This is a genomic window from Amycolatopsis sp. VC5-11, assembly GCF_037034185.1.
GTDB lineage: Bacteria > Actinomycetota > Actinomycetes > Mycobacteriales > Pseudonocardiaceae > Amycolatopsis > Amycolatopsis nivea.
On sequence record NZ_JBAGKF010000006.1, the window covers coordinates 105327 to 125027 of the forward strand.

The window sequence follows — 19701 nt, forward strand, 5'->3', positions numbered from 1 at the left end:
GGGTTTGCTAAGTGGCGGGCCCCGCCGTATCGTAGCGGACACGAAATGGCGGGCCCCGCCACTTAGCGTTCCCAGGGAGAATCATGAGTGAGGCAGCACCGGTACTGGTCGTCGGCGCGACGGGACGGCAGGGCGGCGCGACGGCGCGCGAGCTGCTGGCGGCGGGCGTTCCCGTCCGCGCGCTGGTCCGGGATCCGGCGGCGGACCGGGCGAAGGCGGTCGAAGCGGCGGGCGCGGAGCTCGTCGTCGGGGATTTGCTCGATCGGGACGGGCTGGCCCGGGCGGTGAAGGGCGTGCGGGCGGTGTTCAGCGTGCAGATGCCGGACATGAGCGGGGCCGAGCCGGATTTCGCCGGGGAGGTGACCCCGGCGGTGAATCTCCTCGAGGCGGCGAAAGACGCGGGCGTGCCGCAGTTCGTGCACACCTCGGTGAGCGGCGCGGGATCGCCGGAACTGGCCGACGAGCGCTGGGCGTTCCTGGCACCGGCGATGGAGGCGAAGGCAGCGATCCAGGATCGGCTCCGGGCGGCGGAATTCCCGCGATGGACCCTGCTCAAGCCGGGGTTCTTCATGGAGAACTTCCTGCCGTCCACGCAGTACGTCTTCCCGCGCGGCATCGAGGGCGGGCTGGTGACGATCCTGCGTCCGGAAACCCGGCTGTCGCTGGCCGCGACGCGCGACATCGGCCGGGCGGCCGCGGCGGCGATCGCGGAACCGGAGCGGTTCCACCGGGTCGAACTGGAACTGGCGAGCGACTACCGGTCGATGGCCGAGATCGCGCCGATCCTGTCCCGGGTGCTGGGCGTGCCGTTGTCGGTGCCGGACATGACCGTCGAGGAGGCGCTCGCCGCGGGGATGCCGCCGATGGGCTTCTCCCACGCGATGCTGAACGCGCTCGGGCAACCGGCGCGGCCCGAGTTCGCGCGGGAACTCGGGATTCCGCTGACCAGCTTCGAGGAATGGGCTGAGACGGCTATGCGGGCCTGAACGCTTGGCGCAGCAAGGCTTCCAGGCCCGGACGGTGCACGGGTCGTCGGTGTTGAGTGCACAGGACCCTCGTCGCCGTTCTGGCACGGCGGGCTGCTTTCCCGGTAGAAAGGAAAGATCATCGGGGAGGGAGTACCCAGTGAAGGTCCTTCTGCGTAAATTTGTCCCCATCGCGGCAGCCGCCGTCTTGGCAGTCACCTTGGCGCCGTCGGCAGCGGCGAGTCCGGCAGCTTCGCCCGAGTGGCGCGTCGCCGACGGCCAGTTGCTCTGGACCGCGCCGAAACCGCTGTTCGGCGACGGTGCGGTGGAGTTCTGGTCCGGCGGCAAGCTGCTCGGCCGAGCCCAGCCGCAGGCCGACCTGCGGACGTTCTCGCTGCCAGCCGGCGGGATCCGCGATCTGCGCGGGCTGGAGGTGCGCGTCGGCGGCCGTTCGCTGACCAATCCGCCTCGCGCGACGGCGAAGCAACCGGCCGCGGTGCCGCTGCCCGAGCTGCCCGCTAATGCGGTGGATCCCGGTAAACCCGGGCAGTTCTCGACGGTCAAGGGCGAGTATTCGCTCGACCCGGTGCGGCTGCCGGGGCTGGACGGGCCGATCGAGATGCAGGGCCTGGTCGTCGCGCCCCGGCACGCGCCGGGGAACCGGCCGCTGGTGGTGTTCCTGCACGGCCGTCACCAGCCCTGCTACCACCCGGCCGATCCGGGCGACTACTCGACGGCCTGGCCGTGCAAGGCCGGGATGCTGCCGATCCCGAGCTACCGCGGCTACCTGCAGACCCAGGAATTGCTGGCGTCGCAGGGATTCGTGACAGTGTCCGTTTCGGCCGACGCGATCAACGCGCTCGACCACGCGGCCCAGGACGGCGGCGCGCAGGCCCGGTCGTCGCTGGTCCGGCTGCACCTGGCGCACTGGGCGGACTGGTCCGGCAGTGACCGCGCGACCGCACCGCAGATCGTCCGGGATTCGCCGGCCGCGGATCTGTCGAATGTGGTGCTGGTGGGGCATTCCCGCGGCGGCGAGGGCGTCAACCGCGCGGCGATGGACAGCCTGTATCCGCCGCCGGGCGACACCGGGTTCTCCGGGCCGGTCCGGTGGAAGATCCGCGGCGACGTGCTCATCGCGCCGACCGTGTTCGGGTTCAACCCGGTGCCGGACGTCCCGTCGGTCACCTTCCTGCCCTCCTGCGACGGCGACGTTTCGAGTCTTCAAGGGCAGCAATACGTCGACGGTACGCGCGGCGTCAGCCAGGGCACGGCTCTGCACAGCGCGCTGTACATCTCGGGCGCCAACCACAACTACTTCAACTCGGAATGGACGCCCGGCGTCGCGGTGGCTCCGGCGCAGGACGATTTCTTTTCTCCGCAGCCGGATCCGTACTGCTCGCCCGGCATGCCCGCGCGGCTGACGGACGCGCAGCAGCGAGCGGTCGGCGCGACCTATGTCGCCGCTGCGGCGCATCTGTTCCAGAAGCACGATCTGCGCATGGAGCCGCTGCTGGACGGTTCCGGCGTGCGCGCGCCGTCCGCCGATCCGGCGCACGTGCTGTCCCACGCTCTCGGCGGCGCGCGGACTCCGGTGCTGGTCCCGGATTCGTCGACCAAGGTCACCGGGAGCGGCGACGTCTGCCAGCAAGTGGGTCCGGACCGGCGGTGCCTCGTCGACTCCGGCGCGTCCAAATCGCCGCACTTCGTCGGGCTGGACGACGCTCCCGATCCGTCGCGGACCGCCGTGCACGTGCGCTCCGCGACGGCCGGGGCACCGGCGAAAATCCAGCTGCCGCAACCGGTTTCGCCGAACGGTGCGCGGGCGCTGGCGATGCGGCTCATCGCGCCGGAGAACGTCCCGGCCGAGTCGTTCGACGTCGCGGTCTTCGACACGCGGGGGAAACGCACAAAACTGGGTGCGGTGACGGTGGCCGGACTGGCCGGGAACGAACGCACGAAATCGTTCTGGGGCCAGGAAGTCCGGGTCCCGCTGCCGCCGCACCTGGAGGTGGCCAGCCTGGAGCTGACGCCGCGGACAGCGGGCGGCGAGGCGTGGCTGCTGGACGCGTACGCCTGGCGTCCCGGCCTGCCCGACCCGAACCCGGCTCCGCTGACCCGGATCGACCTCGGTTCGATGACGGTCAAGGAAGGCGGTTCCGGCTCGAAGACATACCAGATCCCGGTCACCGTGACCGGCGACGGCGGCGGTTCGCTGCGCGTCTTCCGGGCGGACACGGTCTCGCCGATGTCAGTGAAGTGGACCTATCAAGCGGTCACGCTCGCGCCGGGACAGCACACGCTCGACCTGCCCGTGACGGTCGCCGGGAACACCCGGTGGAGCTGGCCGTACCGGATGCTGGCCGAGGTGCAGGCCACCCGCGGCACGGTGATCGGGTCGGCGGAGGGCTCGCTGAACGTCGAGAACGACGACCCGGCTCCGAAGATCAGCGTCGGGCAGTCCGAGGTGACTGCGGTGGAGGGCAGTGCGCTGACGTGGCCGGTCCGGCTGTCCACAGTGGCCGATTCGGACGTCAGCGTGCTCGGGCAGGTGAAGGCGCCGAAGAACCGGCCGGAACTGATGACCTCCGACGTCGATCCGGAGTGGCTGATCGAGCACGGCCTCGATCCGGCGAAGAAGCAGCCGTTGTCGGAGACCGGATTGACGGCAGTGGTGCAGATCCCGGCGGGCAAGACGAGCGGTGAGCTGACGATCCCGACTGTGCGGCATGACGGGGCGGACCCGGCGAAGCACGTGCTGCTGCAGGTGACGGGCGAGCCGAAGGAATCCGGCCCGGACGTGGACGTCACGGGGACGGTGACGGACGCGGGCTGAGGCCGGACCGCTCGGTCAATCCTCCTGGTCCGGGTTTCGGGCCAGGAGGATTTTCCGTCCGCGCCTGCCGGTTTCGCGGAAACCGTGCCGCAGACAGAACGCGAGTGCCCGGGGGTTGACGTCTAGGACTTCGAGTACCAGCGGCTGTTTCCGCTCCGCCGCGACGTCGATCAGCCAGCGGAGCAGCCGCCCGCCGATTCCTTGGCTTTGGTAGCGCGGGTCGAGTTCGATCCGGCCGAGCCAGATCTCCGTCGGCCGGTACTCGACCGCGAGCAGGCCGGCGTCTGCGCCGTCGATCGTGATCACCTGCCATGTGCCGGGGGAGAAGGCGCGGTCGTGGTAGCGGCGCTGGGTTTGGTCGTCCCAGCCCCAGATTGCGGCGACGTACTCGCCCAGCGCGGCCCGGTGGACGCGGAAGCAGAAATCGCTGTCCGCGGGCGTTGTCGGACGCAGGCCGATCTTGCCTGGCATGTGTTCAGGGTAGCGCGGTCACCGGTCCTGGTTGCGGGCTTTCGGCAGGATCCGCCGCGACGCCGATCAGCCAGCGGAGCAGCCGCCGCCGATTCCTCGGCCTTGGTATCGCGGGCCGGGTGCGAAGGCGTGGTCGTGGTAGCGGCGCTGGGTTTCGTCGTCCCAGCCCCAGATCGCGGCGACATGCTCGCCCAGCGCGGCCTGGTGCACGCGGAACGGAAATCGCTGTCCGCGGCCGGTCATCGGTCTTGGTTGCGGACCTTCGGCAGGATCCGCAGCATGGCTGTTCCCGCTGCCAGCAAAGCGAATCCCGCCAGCAGAAGCCACAGGACGTTCACTCCGGTGAACGCGAGTCCGCCGGTCATTCCCGCGGCCGAGGCCGCGCCGATTTTCTGGTACATGGGGTTCTCTCTTCCGTCCGGGTGTTCACCAGTTCTTGCGGGTGCGCAGGAGCGCGTCCGCGTATGCCTTGAGATGGCAGGCTTGCAGGAAATAGTCGAGCACCAGCTCGTACATCGACGCGGCGAGCAGCATCCGGCGCCAGCCGCGGTAGCGCACGGTCACTACCCGCTCCACTACGAAGATCGCCGAGATGCCGAGCCACCACGGGTTGAGGTGCAGGCCGCCGCGGAACAGGGCGATCGCGAGGGCGGTCAGGTAGATCCCGCTGACCAGCACGCCCGCGATCGTCATCAGCTGTCTGCCCCAGTACCGCCACGTGACGCGGGTCAGTCCATATTGGACACAGTTCTCCACCGCGCCGCGCTTCCACCGCAGGCGTTGTGTCCACAGTGCACTCCAGCTCGTCATGACCTCGGTTTCCAGCGTGCACGCGCTGGGCGAGATCACCCGGTGACCGAGGTGCAGCAGGGCGAAAGTGAGTTCGTTGTCCTCGGTGAGCACGGTGGTGTCGTAGATCCCGCCGCGGCCGTCGCCTGCGGGCAACTGCCCGGCTAGCCGGGCGTCAGCGACTTCGCGGAGGGTGCGGACCCGGAACATCGCCGCGGTTCCGGTCAGCACCAGGCATTTTCCGCGCAGCCGGTGCACGTCGCGGGCGTAGCGGGCGTATTCGTTGCGCTGGAGGTGTCCGACGAAACCGCCGCCCGGTCCGCCGCGGAAGACTCCGCCTACGCCGCCGTATCCGTGGTCGAGGTGGTGCAGTGCGGTGCTGACGAACTGCGGGTCCAAAGTGGAATCGGCGTCCTGGACGAGGATTACGTCGTCCTCGTCCAGGCGCGGCAGCAGCCAGGCGAGCAGCTGGTTGAGGGCGCCGGCCTTCTTGTGCGTGTTGTTTGTGGACGGTCGCACCCGGGCGCCGGCGATCGAAGCCACGGCGGCGGTGTTGTCAGTGCAGTTGTCGGTGACGACGAAAACCTCGTCGACGCTCCGGTCCTGTCCGCGCAGCGCGGCGACGGTGTGCGCGATCTGGGCTTCTTCGTCGTGCGCGGGGATGACGGCGACGACGCGCACGCTGCCGGAACGGTGCCGTCCGGTTCGTGGTTCGGCGAGCGTGGGTGCGGACATGAGCTGGGGTCCTCTGCGCGGAACTGCGACGTGGTGCGTCGCGCTTGACCCTTACTCTGTCGGCGGTCACGGAACGCTACATGAATCGTCCAGAGACCACCCGCGCGGGGGAGAATTTCCGCGAAACCTGTGTACTGCCTAGGGATTCTCAGTCTGCCAAATGGTCACTGTGCGTACTTCCTACTGAGACTGACGGTGCGTCCGCGGGGTCATCAGGCGGGTGATGAGCGGCGTCGAGCCGAGCCCGTGCAGGGCGACGCTGCCGAGGACGCAGACCACAGTCAGGGTCAGGACGAGGTCGCTCTCCTCGCCGGTCAGGCCGTTGATCGCCAGCAGCCCGAACACGACCGACGTCGTGCCGCGCGGGCCGAGCGCGCCGACGAGGAACCGGTCCCGGTGCGGCATCCGGGTCCGGCTCAGCGACAGCATCACCGGCACGATCCGCAGGACGGTCAGCGCGAGCAGGCAGAACACGACCGGCTGCCACGCGATGCCGAAGGACACCACGACGACCGCGGCGCCGCCGACGACGAACCACATCGCCATGGTCAGGATCCCGGTGACCTCTTCGAGCAGTTGCAGGTCCTCCGACGGCCGGGCGAAGTGCTCGCGGGCGTGGCTGTCCGAGATGCGGAGGTGCCGTGCGGCGAAGGCGCGGTAGACGTAGCGGAAGGCGATCCCGCTGACGAAACAGGCGACGAATCCGTTGCCGTCGATGGCGACTGTCGCCGCGTAGGTCAGCAGGGGAGTCGTGAGGAGGGCGATGCGCCGTCCCTGTCCGGAAGTCCAGCCGGCGCGGACGGCGAGGAACAGCAGGATGCCGATCGCCGTGCCGACGACGGCTCCGGCGACAATGGCTTTGATCGCGAACGGCAAAGCGGTCGCGAGCGCTTTCCCGCCGGTATTGGCCGTATTGTCGCTGCGCGCGAGAATGAGTGCGAAAAGGAACAGCGGCGAGACCAATCCGTCGTTGTAACCGCTTTCGACATTCAGCACGCTGCGCACTTGCGGCGTGAGAGTTCGGTCCCGCACGACGCGTTCGGCGGCCGCGAAATCGCTCGGGATGACGATGCACGCGACGATCAGCAGCAACGGCCACGACAGACCCGGGAAGAACGCCCAGCCGGCCAGCATGGCCAGGCCGAGGCTCAGCGGCAGCGCGAAGAACAGCACCCGCGCGACGAGGCCCGGCGCGTGTCCCCACAGCCGGCCGCCGCGCACCTCGGTGGCGTCGACGAAAAGCAGCATCGCGAGAATGAGTTCGGCGACGTGCTGCGCGATTTCGGTGTCGAAGACCTCGAGCAGTTTCGCCGGACTCGCGAACAACGCGGTCGCGGCCCCGCACAGCACCATCAGCACGGGAGCGGCGATGTTCCACCGGTCGAGCCGTTTGGCCGCGAGCGCGCGCAGCAGAACCGCGGTCGAGAGGACCAGCAGTGCGGTAATCATCGTTCGTGAGGCTCCACGGCTTTTGGTCGCGCCCAGCCGTCTTCGGCCGCTGACGCTCCACAGTGTACCGGCGGGGGCCGGCCGGGCCCGGCATTCCGGGTGTACGTCACGTCCACCCGGATTCGGTCGATGGTTGGACGATTCGGCGGGCTCCGCTCCCTAGCGTCGGGAACGCGGGTGTTCCGGCCCGCCTTACTCCAGAAGAAGGCCGTGATGACTGACGCTCTCATCATGGGCGGGATCCTGCTCGCCCTCGTTCTTTTCACCCAGGTGGGCCGCCATCGGCACAACCTGGTCATGGGCATCATGCCGTTCGTTTCGTGCACCGTCATCGGGGTCCTGTACTTCACCGGCGGGATCTCGCTCACCGCGCCGAACCTGACGGCCGGCCTGGTCGGGGCTGTCGTCGGCGGAGTCGCCGGCGTGGGGCTGATCGCGACCACGCGGGTGGAGCGCAGCCCGGACACCGGGCGCGTGCAGACCTGGGCGGGCTGGCCGTACCTGCTGATCTGGCTCGCCGTGCTGGGCGGGCGGCTGGTGTTCGTGTGGGCGGTGGAGAACGTGCGCCCGTTCGCGGTGAAGGTCGGCGAATTCCTGGTCAGCGCGCATCTGGACAAGGACGGTGTCGGCCTGTTCTTCGTGCTGATGGCGCTGGCGATGGTCGCGGTGCGGGCCGGCGGGGTGCTGTGGCGGTCCCGGCAGCTCGAAGCCGTCCGCGATGGGCAGCCGGTGCGGGCCTGACTACGCTGAGCTGCGAAGAAGCCCAAGGGGAGGGAATGCGATGACTCGGCTGCCGCTGGTCCTGATGCGGCTGCTCACGCCGGTCGCGTTCGTCGCGATTCTCGTCACCGCGCAGCCCCCGGCGGAGTGGGAGTGGGCGCCACTGGCCGCTTCCGTCGCGAGCGGCCTGGCGTTCGGGGCGCTGGACCTTCGCTGGCCGCGGGCGGCGGTCGTGCTGCTTTCGCTGGCCGCGCTGTTCGGCACGGTCGTGGCGGTCGCGGACCCGAGTCTCACCGGACCGTCGCTGGTCTGCCTGTCCTTGCTCGTGCTGTCCTCGCTGGCGGCGATCACCCCGGCGGAGATCATCACGGTGGCTGCGGTCGTGGGGGTCGCAGCCGCCGTCGGCGGATACCTCGCCGGGCAGCCGGGCGAGCTCGTGGCGGGGAACGCGCTCGCGGTGGCCGTGGTGGTGCTGCTCGGGCTCAACCGGCGGCAGTACCGGGTGCAGGCTCGGCAGGCCAGGGACCTGCTGGACCAGACGCGGCTCACCCAGGAGGCCGTCGCCCGGGGCGCGACGCTGGAGGAACGCGCCCGGCTCGCCCGGGAGGTCCACGACATCCAGGCGCATTCGCTCTCGGCGCTTTCGCTGCATTTGCAGGCCGCGGCGCGGTTGGTGGCCGAGTTGCCGTCCCCGGACGAAAAACTCGCCGCGTGCGTGCGGAAGGCCGGGCAGCTGGCGCAGGAAGGACTGATCGAGACTCGGCGGGCGGTGCACGCGTTGCGCGGCGATCCGATGGCGTTGCCGGAGTTGTTCGGCTCGCTGCCGGACAACGCGTCGATCCAGGTGACCGGCGAACCGCGCGAACTCCCCGCGGACGTCACCCTGCTGCTGTACCGCACTGTCCAAGAAGGACTGTCCAATGCGCGCAAGCACGCGGCGGGCGCGCCGGTGTCGGTCGAACTGTCCTATCTGGACAGCGAGGTGACGATGACGGTCGTCAACCGGACGGGGTCCGGCAGCGGCCTGCCCGGTGCCGGATACGGGCTGACCGGTCTGCGCGAGCGAGCGGAGCTGGTCGGCGGCGAGGTGACCGCGGGCCCGCATGGCGCGGGCTGGCGATTGTCGGTGAGGATCCCGGCATGACGATCGTGCGCGTGCTCGTGGCCGAGGACCAGCCCGCGGTGCGGGAGGGGCTGGTGCTGCTGGTCGGGTTGCTGCCGGAGATCGAGGTCGTCGGACAGGCGGGCGACGGGATCGCGGCGATCGAGGAGACCCTGCGGCTGCAGCCGGACGTCGTGCTGATGGACCTGGACCTCCCGCGCTGCGACGGCGCGGCGGCGACCCGGCGGATCATCGCGGACCTGCCGGGCACCCGGGTCGTGGTGCTCACGACCTACGCGGACAGCGCGTCGATCGTGCGCGCACTGGACGCGGGCGCGGTCGGCTACGTGACGAAGGCGGCGAACGGCGACGAGATCGGCCGCGCCATTCACGCGGCGGCGGCCGGGCAGACCGTGATGGACCTGTCGGTGCAGCGGACGTTGCTGGCCGCGGCCCGGCGCCCGGCCGCACCGCCGGAGGACGGACTGACCGCGCGCGAGGTGGACGTGCTGAAGCTGGTCGCGGCGGGCCGGGGGAACCGGGAGATCGCGCGGGAACTGCAGGTCAGCGAGGCGACGGTGAAGACGCATGTGAACCGGATCTTCGCGAAGACCGGCTGCGGGACCCGGGCGCAGGCGGTGCGTTACGCGCATCAGCACGGCTACGCGGACTGAGCGACGACCTGGGTTCGCGGACAGTCAGCGGGCGAACCAGCCGGAGCGGAAAACCGGAGCCTCGCCCGCCACGGCGCGGCGGCACCAGTCCGCGACCGCCTCGCCGACCTCCGCCGGGCCGAGGGAGGACGTGTCGATCACGGTCATCGCCCAGTCCGGACCCGGCACGCGCCCGACCCAGCGGTCCCAGCGCATCTCCGGCCAGGCGTCCGTCGTGACAGCTTCCGGGAGATGACCCGGGTTGTGAGCGTGCGCGCGCAGCCACGCCGCGAATGCTTGGTTCGCGGGGCTCGGCTCGCCGCGGCGGGCGAGCCGAGCCAGGTGGGCGTCGTCGCTGAGGTCGAGCAGGCAGCCGGCGATGTCGATCCGGTCCGCGCTCGGCGCCGCCAGTGCTTCGCCGACCGGTATCGGATCGCCGGCCAGCAGCAGGTGCCTGCCTTCGGCTTCGAGCGCGATCGCGCGCTGCACCGCGATTTCCACCTGCTCCTGCCGCCACGCGACGGTCGGCACGGCCGGGATCGGGCCCAGCGTGCTCAGTTCGGCGGTCTCGTACGTGTCGCCGAGCAGAGGCCGCGCGTGCACGCGAGCGGTGGTTTTGCCGACGCAGGACGCGCCCGAGACAACCAGCAACATTGCCCCGACGCTAGGGCCTACTGCTCGGAACCCTCCACCGAATTTTCCCGCACATACCGCGAAAGCGTCGCCGCGCCAACGCGCTCCACCGACACGCATTCCAGGTGCGCGGGTCCGGTGCCGTCCGGGAAAAGGCGGGTGCCGTGGCCCAAAATGGTGGGGAAGGTCAGCAGCCGGTACTCGTCGACGAGGTCCGCAGCCATCAGCGTGTGCACCACGCTCAGGCTGCCGGTGACGACGACGTCCCGCTCTTCCCGTTTCACCGCGTCGACCAGGTCGCCGTCGAGGACCGACGAGTTCTGCCACGCGCTGGTGTCGGCCAGCGTGCTGGTGGCGACCAGCTTGGGCACTGCGTTCATCCGCTGCGAGAACGGGTCGTCGCGGTGCGGCCACAGGTGCGAGAACAGCTCCCAGGTCTTGCGCCCGAGCAGCAGGACCCCGTCGTCCAGCGTGGCGCCGAGGCGGAATTTGTCGCCCGCGACGGACTCCGGGCCGTGCCGGAAAGCCCAGCCGGCGTCCGGGGCGCCGGAGGAGGCGTCCGGGTCGGACGAGATGCCGTCGAGGGTGGTGAAGGCGATGACGATGACGCTCATGGCGGAGATCCCTTCAATCGGTGTCGCCAGTACTTACCGGCGGCCCCGGCCGAACTCATCGGCGAATCTCAAAAAATCTTCGCCGGCAGGTCGAACGCCTGGAAAACGCGCGGATCGGCGAACACGGCGTTGTGCGAAATCCGCCCGCCGACCACGGTGAAGACCTGGAGAGTGTGCAACTGGCCGTCGGGGGTGTAGGCGGCGAGCGCGGGCTGCCCGTTGGCGGTGAGGCCGCGGACGGTCCAGCCGACGCCGCGCATTTCGAAGACCCGGTGCATGAACCGGCCGTAGTCGTCGCTGCCGCGGAACCAGAGCGGGACCGGCGGCATTTCCAGGATCGCGTCGTCGGTGAGCAGCCGGACGAGCGCCTCGACGTCGGCGGCCTCGAAGGCTTGCGCGTACCGGTCGATCACGGCCTGGGTTTCCGCGTCGTCCGGTTCGGCGATCTCGTCCATCGCGCCCGCGTCGGCGAGCGCGGCGCGGGCGCGTTGCAGTGCGCTGTTGACCGCCGGAACGGTCGTCTCCAACTGGGTGGCGACCTCGGCCGCGCTGAATTCGAGCACCGACCGGAGCACGACGACCGCCCGTTGCCGCGCCGGGAGGACCTGGGTCGCGGCGACCCACGCCAGCCGCAGTCCGGCGCGGGTGTCGGCATCGCAGCGGGCGTCGGGGAACGGCTGCAGCCACGGGATGTCCATCGCCGGTTGCAGCGGCGCGCCCGGATCGTCGCTGGCGGCGCCGAGACCGGAGGGCAACGGACGCCGGGCCCGGCCTTCCAACGCGGTCAGGCAGACGTTCGTCGCGATCCGGTACAGCCAGGTCCGGACCGAAGCGCGGGCCGGGTCGTACCGGTCGCGGGCTTTCCACGCGCGCAGCAGCGTTTCCTGCACCAGATCCTCGGCCTCGTGGAACGAGCCGGCCATCCGGTAGCAGTAAGCGGTCAGTTCGCCGCGGTGCGATTCGAAGTCCACCGCGTCATCATCCGGCACGTGCGACGCTGAGGAAACGGTCGACCACGGGGTTGTTCTCGTGGTCGGTGCGCGAGATCGCTGAGACGGTGGAGAACGCGCCGGGGTCGGTGAGGGTGAGGTAGCGCAGTCCGGGCAGCTGCAAGGCGCGCAAAGCGTTCGGCACGATCGCGATGCCGGTGTCGGCGGCGCACGCGCGTCCGGGATCCGGCGCGCGGGCGCAGCGGTTCGAAGTCCACCGCGTCATCATCCGGCACGTGCGACGCTGAGGAAACGGTCGACCACGGGGTTGTTCTCGTGGTCGGTGCGCGAGATCGCCGAGACGGTGGAGAACGCGCCGGGGTCGGTGAGGGTGAGGTAGCGCAGTCCGGGGAGCTGCAAGGCGCGTAAGGCGTTTGGCACGATCGCGATGCCGGTGTCGGCGGCGACGAGGCCGAGCATGGTCGGGAATTGGACGGCTTCCTGGACCACGCGCATCCGGAATCCGGCGCGCAGGCACAGCGTCTCGATGTGGTCGTGCAGCCGCGAGACGCGCGTGCGCGGGAAGGCGAGGAAAGGCTCGTCGGCCAGTTCCGCCATCTCGACGGTTTCCTTGTCTGCCAACGGATGCGTCTCGGACACGGCCACGATCAGCCGTTCGCGGCCCAGTGGGTGCACGGTCAGTCCGGCGGCTTCGCCGACTTCGCGGGCGATGCCGACGTCGAGCTGACCGTCCCCGAGCGCGGCGATTTGCGCGTCCGTGGTCGATTCGGTCAGTTCAAATCGGACGTTCGGCCATTGCCGACGCATTTTCAGCACCGTGGCGGGCACGATTTCGAGCGCCGCCGAGCTGACGAACCCGATCCGCAGCACTCCGAGTTCGCCTCGAGCGGCGTGGGCGACCGCGGTGAGGGCGTGCTGGCTGTCCGCGAGCACCCGACGGCCTTCGGTCAGCAGCACGCGGCCGGGTTCGGTCAGCTCGACGCTGCGGGTCGTCCGCAGGAGCAGCCGCACGGACAGCTCCTTCTCCAGCTTCGCGATCTGCTGGCTGAGCGCGGGCTGGGCGAGGTGCAGCCGTTCGGCGGCGCGGCGGAAGCTGCGTTCCTCGGCGACCGCGACGAAGTAGCGAAGCTGGCGGAGTTCCACGCCGCTGATAATGGTTCCTTATCAGTGAGTAGGCAATAGATACTTCACTCTGTGTTCCGCGCGACTTAGCGTCATGGACGACAAGCACCGTCGCGAACGTCGAGGAGCACCCGTGGATCACGCATTGTCGTTGCAGCACTTCGTAGCGGGACGGTGGGTTCCCGGCGACGGACCGGTCGCGCGGAGTGCCGACCCGGCGGATCCCGCGCAGATCGTGGCCGAGTACCGGACGGCCGGTCCGGAACTGCTGGACGAGGCGGTGCGCGCGGCGGTCGCGGCGCAGCCGGAGTGGGATCGCCAGGGCACCATCGCGCGCGGTCTCGTGCTGCGGCGGGCGGCGGAACTGCTCGCCCAGCGCGCCGAATCGGTGGCCGCGTTGATGACCCGCGAACAGGGCAAGACGCTGGCGGAGTCGCGCGGCGAGGTGGCTGCCTCGGTCGAGACGCTGCACTATCACGCGGGCCGGGCGCGCAGTGCCGACGGCGTGCTCTACCCCTCCGGCAACCCGGACGAGGTCGTGCGGACCGTGCGCCGTCCGCTGGGTGTCGTCGGCGTGATCACGCCGTGGAACTTCCCGGTGCAGATCCCGGCGTGGAAGCTCGCGCCCGCGCTGCTGTGGGGCAACTCCGTGGTGTGGAAGCCGGCCAGCGACACGGTCGCGCTGGCGGTCGCGTTCGCCGAGATCCTGATCGAGGCCGGGGTGCCGGACGGCGTGCTCAACCTGCTGCTCGCGCCCGGATCGCTGGGCGCTGAGCTGGTGGAACGGCCGGAGCTGTCCGGCGTCACCTTCACCGGGTCGGTGCCGGTGGGCCGGGCGATCCTGGCCGCGGTCGTGCCGCGCGGGGCGAAGGTGCAGCTCGAACTCGGCGGGCACAGCGCGGCGATCGTCCTGCCCGACGCCGACCCGGCCCAGGCCGCCGCGGCGCTGGTCACCGCGTCCATGAGCGGGACCGGGCAGAAGTGCACGGCCGCCCGCCGGATCATCGCGGTCGGGGACGCCTACGACCGGCTGGTCGCCGAGCTGTCCGCGCGGGTCAAGGGGCTCGTTGTCGGCTCGGGCACGACGCCGGGAGTCGAGATCGGGCCGTTGGTGTCCGCCCGGGCGGCGGAAGAGGTCGAGGGCGCGATCCAGCAGGCGGTCGACGAAGGCGCGACGGTGCTGGCCCGCGCGGACTGCCCGCAGGGCGGGGCGTTCGTCGCACCGACGCTGCTGGCCGGGACGCCCGAACTGACGATCAGCCAGGAGGAAGTGTTCGGCCCGGTCGCCACCGTGCTGCGCGCCGCCGACCTGAACGAGGCGATCCGGCTCGCGAACGGCACCCGGTTCGGGCTCACCGCGGCGGTGTTCACCGACGACGAGCGCGCGGTGCGGCAGTGCCTGCGCGACCTGGACGCGGGCATCGTGAAGGTCAACGCGCCGAACACGGGGTCCGAGGTGCACGCGCCGTTCGGCGGTCTCAAGGACTCGTCGTTCCCGGCGCCCCGCGAGCAGAACGGCGAATCCGCCGCGGAGTTCTTCACCTGGACCAAAACCGCGTACCTGCGGACGTCCGCGCCCCGGGAACAATCGTGACCCGGCCCGCGGACACCGCGCTCGCCCCGGCGGAACTGGGCGCTGCCCGCTACACCCGGCACAGCTTCGCGCGGTCGTTCCTCCGGCAGGCCGCTCGGGAACGCTGGGCAGTGTCCCGCACCCGGTGGGAGTTCGACGACAGCGGTCACGGCGAGGCGGTGTACCGGATCGACGCGGACGGCACTCTGCTGCACTTCACGGTGTTTTCCACGGTACTGCAGGAAAACGAGCGCACTGACCGCGTGATCGCGAAGCGGTGGGATGTCACTGCCGCGCTGGTGGAAGGCCCAGTTCCGGACACTCGGATGGCAGAGCTGCGCCGTGAAGTACCACGGCAGGAAGCTGGCCGCGCCGACGCTGCGACGCTCGTGTGGACTCGGGCGAACCGGAGCGAACGGTTCTTCGAGTACGTCGCAGCTCAACTGGCCGCCGGTGAACAGCCAGACTGCGCCACGATGGGCGACAACTGCTACATCCTGCGCAGCACCGCCTTCTACAGCAACGGAAAGTTCGGTCTCGCCGACTTCGACCGGCTTGCCGAAATTCCGCCGCTGCAGGTGCCCTACCGCGCGCAAATGCTGGCCGCGTGGCTGCTGCGCGAGTTCAGCTACGACCTGGTCGAGCATTGCGCCGCCCGGCGAAACCCCGCCGCGGCAAAGCTTTCCGGCGACTGGCGGCGGTACCTCGGCCTCGGGAACGCGACCGGACTCGGCATGGTCCCGTTCGTGGTGAACCATCCGCACATCCTCGACGCCTGGTGCTCGGCACGGGAACTCCCGCTGGCCCATGCCCTCGACGCGGAGGCGGACGCCGGTGCGGTCCGGCGGGCGAGCGAACTGCTCGACCGCGCCCGCCGGTACTTCGCCGAACGCGACACCCTGACGACCGCGCCGTACCTGACCGGCCCCGAACTGGCTGAACGTCTCGCCGGAATCGCCTCGCTGCTCAGCGAATTCCCCGCGGGCGGCTTCCGGTGGCGGGACCTCGACGACCGGGCCGCGGAGTTCGGCGCCGAGGCCCGGGCCGTGCTGCACACTGTCCTGGTCGAACTGGACGACTCGCTCGACTCGGAGATCGAGCACCTGCTGACCTGTGACCAACGACGGCGCGTCGACCCTGCCCAGTCCTGCGGCGAGCTGCGCGACCTGCTCGCCGACCGGTACGACTGGACCCGCGAGTTCGACTTCGCCGACCCGAACGAGCAGGCGCGGTTCTGGTTCTCCGCCGAGGACAACGAAGAACCCCGGCGCGGCAACCGCGGCCAGGACCCGGGCGAATCGATGGAGCATCCGATCGACATCGCCCGCGCCGTGCACGCCCTCCGGCACGACCTGGCCGGTGCCGACGCGGGCCGTTCGGTCGCGGAGTTCCTGCTGGAATTCCCGTGGCATCGCGGCATCGTCGCGCGCGTGCAGTCGGTCGCCGGGCTTCGCTACGGCGAGGTCCGCGCGAACCTGCTCGCCGACGATTTCCTCCCGCTGCACCTGCAGCGATTCCAGCTCGCCCTCTACGGCATGGAGAACTACAGCCCGCAGTCGACCGACTGGTTGCGCGTCACGCTGTTCTCCGGCGCGCCCCGGGCGCGCGACGTCGAGTCCGGAGTGGACGACGACTGGCTGTTCACCCGCAAGCCCGGAAAGGAGTCCTGAGTGGACCCCCTGGAGCACGGCGACCTCACTGTCGTCGACGGACTGCAGATCAACAACTGGGACCGCAAAGTCCTGGAGGAACTGAAAGCCGGCGGCGTCACCGGGGTGAACGCGACCTGCGCGGTCTGGGAAGGCCCGCAGGAAACGCTGCGCGCGGTCGCGGACTGGTACGAACTCGCGCGGGACAACGCCGATCTGGTCGTCCTCGCCGGGAACGCCGACGACATCCGGCAGGCGAAGCGCGACGGCAGGCTCGCCGTCCTGCTCGGTTTCCAGAACACCTCGCCGTTCGGCGACGACTACCGGATGGTCGAGGTCTTCCACCGGCTCGGCGTGCGCATCGCGCAGCTGACCTACAACATCCAGAACCTCGTCGGAGGCGCCTGCTACGACGAGCACGATTCCGGGCTCACCGCGTACGGCCGGTTCATCGTCGCGGAAATGAACCGCGTCGGGATGCTGGTCGACCTGTCGCACGTCGGGAACCGCACGAGCCGCGACGCGATCGACGCCTCGGCCGGGCCGGTCGCGATCACGCACGCGAACCCGCTGTCCTTCGCGGATTCGCCGCGCAACAAGCCGGACGATGTCATCGACGCGCTCGCCGCGCGCGGCGGAGTGCTCGGCTGTTGCCTGTACCCCAACGTGATCGGCGGCGAGAAGACGACCCGGCGGCAGTTCTGCGAGATGGTCGCGGGGCTGGTCGAGCGGATCGGGCCGGACCACGTCGCGCTCGGCAGCGACTGCACGCGGAACTGGTCGCAGGACTACGTCGCCTGGCTGCGCAACGGCCGGTGGCGGCCCGCGTCCGCGGTGCCGGTGGAGCCGCAGTGGCCGGTGTGGCCGAACTGGTTCGGCGGACCGGCCGATTTCCCGGTCCTCACCGAAGGATTGCTGGAAGTGGGCCTGGACGAAACCGTCGTGGCGCAGGTGCTGGGAGGCAACTGGCTCCGGCTGTTCGACACGGTCTTCCCCGGAGCCGGGCAATGACCGCGGCGAGGGCCGAGCGCGTCTCGGCGGCCGAAACCGTGCAGACCCGGGTTTCGGTCCGGGAGATCCACGAGGTTTCGCTGCGTGCCTTGCGGGCTTCGGGGCTGAGCAGCGGCGAGGCGGACTACCTGGCCGAGGTCATCGCGACCGCGGAGATCCACGAGGCTGCCGGGCTCGACGCCTTGACCATCGAGACGGCCCGGATCCCGGCCGGACGGGTCGGTCTCCGGCTGGAACATTGCGACGGGTACGCCGTGGCGCACGACCCGGCTTCGCGCGGTCCGCTGCAGGCTTTCGTGCCCGCCTGCGAAACGGCCGCCGTGGTGGGCACGTTGGTCGTGCCGGGAATGGCGGGCAGTCCGGTACTGGACTGGGCTGCCTTGGACATCGCCGAACGGGCCGGGCGGATACTGTCCCTTTCGGACGGTGGACACCGCACAGTCGTCACGCCCGGCGGGGATCTGCTGCGGCTTCCTGCCGCCGCTGAACCACGTCCGCCGGTCGCGGGATTGGTGATCCGCCCGCTGTCCGAGGTGCCGGACGCGCAGGTGATTTCCACCGCGGCGGAACGGAAACAGCGGAATCGCGAAGCGGTCACCCATGGCGTGTCCGTGAAAGCTCCATTGTGGACTCTCGCGTATTCGATCGCGCGCGGGTTCCTGATTCCGGACCACCGGGAGGGCCGATGACCTCGCGCGAGCTGGTGGCGCATCCGCACGGACCGCGGCCCTACGCCGGAGCCGCCGTGTTCGGCGGAGTGATCTGGGCGTGCGGGCAGGTCCCGGCACGGCGGGACGGCAGCGTCCCGGAAGGAATCGACGAGCAGGTGCGGGTCGCCCTCGACAACCTCGAGGACACCTTGCGGGCCGCGGGAGGGAGCCTGCGCACGCTGCTCAAACTGACGGTGTTCCTCGCCGACCTCGGCGAGTTCGACGCCTACCACCAGGCCTACCTCGACCGTTTCGCCGGCATCGACCTGCCGCCGCGGACCACGGTCCAGGTCGCCGGGTTCCGGGGGACGAAACGCATCGAGATCGACGCCGTGGCGGCGGTCGGCAGCGAGGAGACCAACCGACATGAAGACTGACCGCGCACCGGACAACGCTGTTCGGGCGACCCTGGATTCGGCCCGGCTCAACGGGTTCCACCGCAAGCTCGCGCTGTACTCGTCCGGCGGGCCGTTCCTGGACGGCTACATCCTCAGCATCATCGGCATCGCGCTGGTGCAGATCGGCCCGCAGTGGCAGATGGACTCGCTGTGGTCCGGCCTGATCGGCGCGTCCGCGCTGGTCGGCGTGTTCATCGGGGGAGCGGTGTTCGGCCCGCTCACCGACCGGATCGGCCGGAAGCTGATGTACACGATCGACCTGATCGCGATCATCGTGTGCTCGGTCCTGCAGTTCTTCGTCGCCGACGCCGCGCAACTGTTCGTGCTGCGGCTGCTGATCGGCATCGCGGTGGGCGCGGACTATCCGATCGCGACCGCGCTGGTCACCGAATTCGCGCCGAAAGCGTGGCGGGCGCGGCTGGTCGGCGGGCTGAACGCGATGTGGTTCGTCGGGGCCACCGTCGCCGCGTTCGTCGGGTTCTTCCTGCTGAACGTGGACCAGGGCTGGAAGTGGATGCTGCTGTCGTCGGCGGTGCCCGCGCTGCTGATCGTGATCGCCCGCACCAGCATTCCGGAATCGCCGCGCTGGCTGCACAGCAAGGGCCGCGACGCGGAAGCGCTGGAGGTGCTGCGCACGACGATCGGCGAGCACGCCACACTGGACGATCTCCCGGAAGCCGAAACGAAAACCCCGATGTCCGCGTTGTGGCGCGGCGGATATCTCAAGCGGGTCGTGTTCATCTCGATCTTCTGGACGTGCACGGTCGTCCCGTTGTTCGCGATCTACGCCTTCGGGCCGCAGATCCTCGAACTGTTCAACCTCGGCGGCGGAAACCTGTCGCACCTCGGCTACGGCCTGATCAATTTCTTCTTCTTCGTCGGCAATATCGCCGCGCTGCTGCTGGTGGACCGGCTCGGCCGCCGTCCCGTCCTGATCTGGGGCTTCGCGATTTCCGCGGCCGGACTGTTCTATCTCGGTCTGCAACCGGGCGCCGCGTTGTGGCTGATCGCGCTCGCCTTCGCGGTGTACGCGGTGTTCAACGGCGGACCGTCCATTCTGGAATGGATCTACCCGAACGAGCTGTTCCCGACGGAGGTCCGCGCGTCGGCGGTGGGGCTCTGCACCGGGATCAGCCGGATCGGCGCGGCAGTCGGCACCTTCGCGACACCGTGGGCGCTCACCAATCTCGGATTGTCGGCCACGATGTACATCGCCGCTGGGATCGCCGCATTGGGCGCGATCGTGAGCGCGTTCATGGCCCCGGAGACCAAGAACGTCGATCTGCACGTGGCTTCTTCGCTCAGCTAGAACGGGAAACCG

General features: G+C 69.9%; 21 protein-coding genes. 11 read left to right on the forward strand and 10 right to left on the reverse strand.

Going from position 1 to position 19701, the window contains the following annotated elements:
• Window positions 1-83: 83 nt before the first annotated feature.
• Together WA670_RS20015 and WA670_RS20020 are read left to right on the forward strand one after the other, a co-directional pair.
• Window positions 84-986 (forward strand): NmrA/HSCARG family protein, encoded by a 903-nt coding sequence (locus tag WA670_RS20015; RefSeq protein WP_336158502.1) that lies wholly within the window; start codon window positions 84-86, stop codon window positions 984-986.
• 187 nt (window positions 987-1173) lie between these two features.
• Complete coding sequence (locus tag WA670_RS20020) at window positions 1174-3801, forward strand: hypothetical protein (protein ID WP_336158503.1); 2628 nt, start codon at window positions 1174-1176, stop codon at window positions 3799-3801.
• Between the two features lie 15 nt (window positions 3802-3816).
• Here the strand turns inward: WA670_RS20020 and WA670_RS20025 are convergent, their stop codons facing one another.
• From WA670_RS20025 to WA670_RS20045, 5 genes are all read right to left on the reverse strand, one after another.
• On the reverse strand, window positions 3817-4272 hold the full coding sequence (locus WA670_RS20025) for a GNAT family N-acetyltransferase (protein WP_336158504.1): 456 nt from the start codon (window positions 4270-4272) through the stop codon (window positions 3817-3819).
• A gap of 66 nt (window positions 4273-4338) precedes the next feature.
• Window positions 4339-4515: a hypothetical protein gene (locus WA670_RS20030; protein WP_158714497.1), complete on the reverse strand. Its 177-nt coding sequence runs from the start codon at window positions 4513-4515 to the stop codon at window positions 4339-4341.
• Window positions 4512-4673 (reverse strand): hypothetical protein, encoded by a 162-nt coding sequence (locus tag WA670_RS20035; protein WP_158691359.1) that lies wholly within the window; start codon window positions 4671-4673, stop codon window positions 4512-4514. Before WA670_RS20035 ends, WA670_RS20030 begins: the two co-directional genes overlap by 4 nt.
• Window positions 4674-4698: 25 nt before the next feature.
• Window positions 4699-5796, reverse strand: coding sequence for a glycosyltransferase (locus tag WA670_RS20040; protein ID WP_336158505.1), 1098 nt, complete (start codon window positions 5794-5796; stop codon window positions 4699-4701).
• A gap of 180 nt (window positions 5797-5976) precedes the next feature.
• Window positions 5977-7245: a cation:proton antiporter gene (locus WA670_RS20045; protein ID WP_336158506.1), complete on the reverse strand. Its 1269-nt coding sequence runs from the start codon at window positions 7243-7245 to the stop codon at window positions 5977-5979.
• Between the two features lie 213 nt (window positions 7246-7458).
• On the opposite strand from WA670_RS20045, the gene WA670_RS20050 reads away from it, so the two are divergent.
• Genes WA670_RS20050 through WA670_RS20060 form a run of 3 tightly spaced genes read left to right on the forward strand, consistent with a single transcriptional unit; the run spans window position 7459 to window position 9741 of the window.
• A complete protein-coding gene (locus tag WA670_RS20050) occupies window positions 7459-7986 on the forward strand; it encodes a DUF1453 domain-containing protein (protein WP_336158507.1) in 528 nt (175 codons plus the stop codon).
• A 40-nt stretch (window positions 7987-8026) separates the two neighbouring features.
• Window positions 8027-9109, forward strand: coding sequence for a sensor histidine kinase (locus WA670_RS20055; RefSeq protein ID WP_336158508.1), 1083 nt, complete (start codon window positions 8027-8029; stop codon window positions 9107-9109).
• On the forward strand, window positions 9106-9741 hold the full coding sequence (locus WA670_RS20060; RefSeq protein ID WP_336158509.1) for a response regulator transcription factor: 636 nt from the start codon (window positions 9106-9108) through the stop codon (window positions 9739-9741). Before WA670_RS20055 ends, WA670_RS20060 begins: the two co-directional genes overlap by 4 nt.
• 24 nt (window positions 9742-9765) lie before the next feature.
• Here the strand turns inward: WA670_RS20060 and WA670_RS20065 are convergent, their stop codons facing one another.
• The 5 genes from WA670_RS20065 to WA670_RS20085 form a co-directional block, all read right to left on the reverse strand.
• Window positions 9766-10374, reverse strand: a complete 609-nt coding sequence (locus WA670_RS20065) for a hypothetical protein (protein ID WP_336158510.1) — start codon at window positions 10372-10374, stop codon at window positions 9766-9768.
• 17 nt (window positions 10375-10391) lie between these two features.
• Window positions 10392-10967 (reverse strand): dihydrofolate reductase family protein, encoded by a 576-nt coding sequence (locus tag WA670_RS20070; RefSeq protein WP_134663113.1) that lies wholly within the window; start codon window positions 10965-10967, stop codon window positions 10392-10394.
• A 68-nt stretch (window positions 10968-11035) separates the two neighbouring features.
• The gene (locus tag WA670_RS20075; protein WP_336158511.1) at window positions 11036-11938 is read right to left on the reverse strand and encodes an RNA polymerase subunit sigma-70; all 903 of its coding nucleotides are present in this window, start codon (window positions 11936-11938) and stop codon (window positions 11036-11038) included.
• A gap of 7 nt (window positions 11939-11945) precedes the next feature.
• Window positions 11946-12182: a hypothetical protein gene (locus tag WA670_RS20080; RefSeq protein ID WP_336158512.1), complete on the reverse strand. Its 237-nt coding sequence runs from the start codon at window positions 12180-12182 to the stop codon at window positions 11946-11948.
• The gene (locus WA670_RS20085; protein ID WP_336158513.1) at window positions 12182-13060 is read right to left on the reverse strand and encodes a LysR family transcriptional regulator; all 879 of its coding nucleotides are present in this window, start codon (window positions 13058-13060) and stop codon (window positions 12182-12184) included. Before WA670_RS20085 ends, WA670_RS20080 begins: the two co-directional genes overlap by 1 nt.
• A 112-nt stretch (window positions 13061-13172) precedes the next feature.
• Between WA670_RS20085 and WA670_RS20090 the strand changes: the two genes are divergently transcribed.
• The 6 genes from WA670_RS20090 to WA670_RS20115 are packed head-to-tail and all read left to right on the forward strand — an operon-like array spanning window position 13173 to window position 19689.
• A complete protein-coding gene (locus WA670_RS20090) occupies window positions 13173-14633 on the forward strand; it encodes an aldehyde dehydrogenase family protein (protein ID WP_336158514.1) in 1461 nt (486 codons plus the stop codon).
• On the forward strand, window positions 14630-16282 hold the full coding sequence (locus WA670_RS20095; protein WP_336158515.1) for a hypothetical protein: 1653 nt from the start codon (window positions 14630-14632) through the stop codon (window positions 16280-16282). Before WA670_RS20090 ends, WA670_RS20095 begins: the two co-directional genes overlap by 4 nt.
• Complete coding sequence (locus WA670_RS20100) at window positions 16283-17272, forward strand: membrane dipeptidase (protein ID WP_037813984.1); 990 nt, start codon at window positions 16283-16285, stop codon at window positions 17270-17272. It abuts the gene before it with no gap.
• Window positions 17269-17961, forward strand: a complete 693-nt coding sequence (locus WA670_RS20105; RefSeq protein WP_336158516.1) for a hypothetical protein — start codon at window positions 17269-17271, stop codon at window positions 17959-17961. Before WA670_RS20100 ends, WA670_RS20105 begins: the two co-directional genes overlap by 4 nt.
• Window positions 17958-18359: a RidA family protein gene (locus WA670_RS20110; protein WP_134663108.1), complete on the forward strand. Its 402-nt coding sequence runs from the start codon at window positions 17958-17960 to the stop codon at window positions 18357-18359. The genes WA670_RS20105 and WA670_RS20110 overlap by 4 nt, the downstream gene beginning before the upstream one ends.
• Window positions 18349-19689, forward strand: a complete 1341-nt coding sequence (locus WA670_RS20115) for an MFS transporter (RefSeq protein ID WP_037813975.1) — start codon at window positions 18349-18351, stop codon at window positions 19687-19689. Before WA670_RS20110 ends, WA670_RS20115 begins: the two co-directional genes overlap by 11 nt.
• Window positions 19690-19701: the final 12 nt, after the last annotated feature.

Coding starts and splice junctions, on each gene's coding strand:
- WA670_RS20040 (WP_336158505.1), bottom strand. CDS start 5,796: ATGTCCGCACCCACGCTCGCCGAACCACGAACCGGACGGCACCGTTCC.
- WA670_RS20050 (WP_336158507.1), top strand. CDS start 7,459: ATGACTGACGCTCTCATCATGGGCGGGATCCTGCTCGCCCTCGTTCTT.
- WA670_RS20045 (WP_336158506.1), bottom strand. CDS start 7,245: ATGATTACCGCACTGCTGGTCCTCTCGACCGCGGTTCTGCTGCGCGCG.
- WA670_RS20115 (WP_037813975.1), top strand. CDS start 18,349: ATGAAGACTGACCGCGCACCGGACAACGCTGTTCGGGCGACCCTGGAT.
- WA670_RS20025 (WP_336158504.1), bottom strand. CDS start 4,272: ATGCCAGGCAAGATCGGCCTGCGTCCGACAACGCCCGCGGACAGCGAT.
- WA670_RS20060 (WP_336158509.1), top strand. CDS start 9,106: ATGACGATCGTGCGCGTGCTCGTGGCCGAGGACCAGCCCGCGGTGCGG.
- WA670_RS20030 (WP_158714497.1), bottom strand. CDS start 4,515: ATGACCGGCCGCGGACAGCGATTTCCGTTCCGCGTGCACCAGGCCGCG.
- WA670_RS20080 (WP_336158512.1), bottom strand. CDS start 12,182: ATGACGCGGTGGACTTCGAACCGCTGCGCCCGCGCGCCGGATCCCGGA.
- WA670_RS20055 (WP_336158508.1), top strand. CDS start 8,027: ATGACTCGGCTGCCGCTGGTCCTGATGCGGCTGCTCACGCCGGTCGCG.
- WA670_RS20110 (WP_134663108.1), top strand. CDS start 17,958: ATGACCTCGCGCGAGCTGGTGGCGCATCCGCACGGACCGCGGCCCTAC.
- WA670_RS20065 (WP_336158510.1), bottom strand. CDS start 10,374: ATGTTGCTGGTTGTCTCGGGCGCGTCCTGCGTCGGCAAAACCACCGCT.
- WA670_RS20070 (WP_134663113.1), bottom strand. CDS start 10,967: ATGAGCGTCATCGTCATCGCCTTCACCACCCTCGACGGCATCTCGTCC.
- WA670_RS20105 (WP_336158516.1), top strand. CDS start 17,269: ATGACCGCGGCGAGGGCCGAGCGCGTCTCGGCGGCCGAAACCGTGCAG.
- WA670_RS20015 (WP_336158502.1), top strand. CDS start 84: ATGAGTGAGGCAGCACCGGTACTGGTCGTCGGCGCGACGGGACGGCAG.
- WA670_RS20035 (WP_158691359.1), bottom strand. CDS start 4,673: ATGTACCAGAAAATCGGCGCGGCCTCGGCCGCGGGAATGACCGGCGGA.